Genomic DNA, 1,354 nt, shown 5'->3' on the forward strand with positions numbered 1-1,354 from the left:
CGGGGTCGGCGGCGCCGTCGTCGTCGACCTGGACGACGACCTTGTCCGGCGCGTACGACACGCGTATGCCCACCGACGCCGCGGGCCCCGCGTGCCGCGCGACGTTCGTCAGCGACTCCTGCACGATCCGGTACGCCGCCCGGTCCACCTCCGCGGGCAGCTCCGGCCGCTCGCCCGCCACCGCCACCTCCGCAGGCACCCCCGAGCCCCTGGCCCGCTCCACCAGCTCCGGCAGCCGCTCCAGCCCGACGCTCTCGGCGCCGCCGTCCGCGTTGCGCAGCACGTGCAGCGTGGAGCGCAGCTCGCGCGCGGCGTCGCCGCTGGCTTCCTGGATGGCCATGAGCGCGGGCGGCGGCTCCTCGCCGCGCTTCTTCGACAGGTGCACGGCGACCCCGGCCTGCACCTTGATCACGGAAATGCTGTGCGTGAGGGTGTCGTGCAGCTCGCGGGCGATACGCAGCCGCTCCTCGTCGGCGCTGCGCTGGGCGTTCTCCGCGGCCCGCTCCTCGGCCTGCGCGAGCATCGCCTCGTGCTGGATGCGCATCGCGGCTGCCATCGCGCACGCCACCACCCAGCCGAACGACAGGAACCGCTTCTCCAGCGCCGCGCGCAGGGCGTCGTCACCGAGCGGGAGCAGGGGCAGCGAGCCGAGGCTGACCGCGAGGGAGGCGAGGGCGGTGGCCGCGAAGAACGCGCGGTGCCCGGCGCGGATGCAGCGGTAGACGGCGACCAGCACCGGCAGCACCGGGCTGCCGTCGGGATAGCCGCGGAGCTGGTACGCGAGCATGGCCACCACCGCGACCAGCAGTACCGCGCGCGGAAAGCGGTGCCGGGCGAGCAGCGCCGCGCTGCCCACCAGGCCGAGCACCCAGGCGAGCGCGTCGAGGCCGGTGCGCCCGTCCGGCGCCAGCAGCATCGTGCCCGCGCAGCCCAGCGCCACGCCGGCGGCGAAGCCCGCGTCCCTGGCGTACGCGCGGGCACCGCGCGCCGGCTCCCGCCTGTCCTCGATCGCGGTCGCGAGGTAGCGGAACACCGTGTGCTCGCTGTTCGCTTCCGTCTGCGCTGCCGCCGTCATGTCCTGCACCGTAACCAATCGGCGCCGGTCAGGCGTCCTCCGGGAGGCGCAGCGGGCGCTGCTGCCCAGGTTGCAGGCCACGGGCCCGTACGCCCCCGGCCGCAGCGCGGGAGCCGCTCGCGGGACGATGACGGGCGGCGGTCCCGGGGCGGATCGTGGAGCCCGATGGGAGCCGGCCGGGGAACGGCCGACTCGCGGACGGCAGACGGGAGCCCACCATGCCCCTTCACGGAGCTGACGGAAACCGGCGCGTACGGATCCCGCAGCCGGCGGCGGTAC

1 protein-coding gene is annotated in these 1,354 nt (G+C 75.8%); it reads right to left on the reverse strand.

The window, feature by feature from the left end; genetic code table 11:
• A partial coding sequence (locus tag H5J30_RS33560) for a sensor histidine kinase (RefSeq protein ID WP_181791530.1) occupies nt 1-1,075 on the reverse strand: 1,075 nt, incomplete at its 3' end.
• Nucleotides 1,076-1,354 lie beyond the last annotated feature (279 nt).

The sequence above is a fragment of the Streptomyces phytophilus genome, from assembly GCF_013870535.1.
Taxonomy (GTDB): Bacteria; Actinomycetota; Actinomycetes; order Streptomycetales; family Streptomycetaceae; genus Streptomyces; species Streptomyces phytophilus.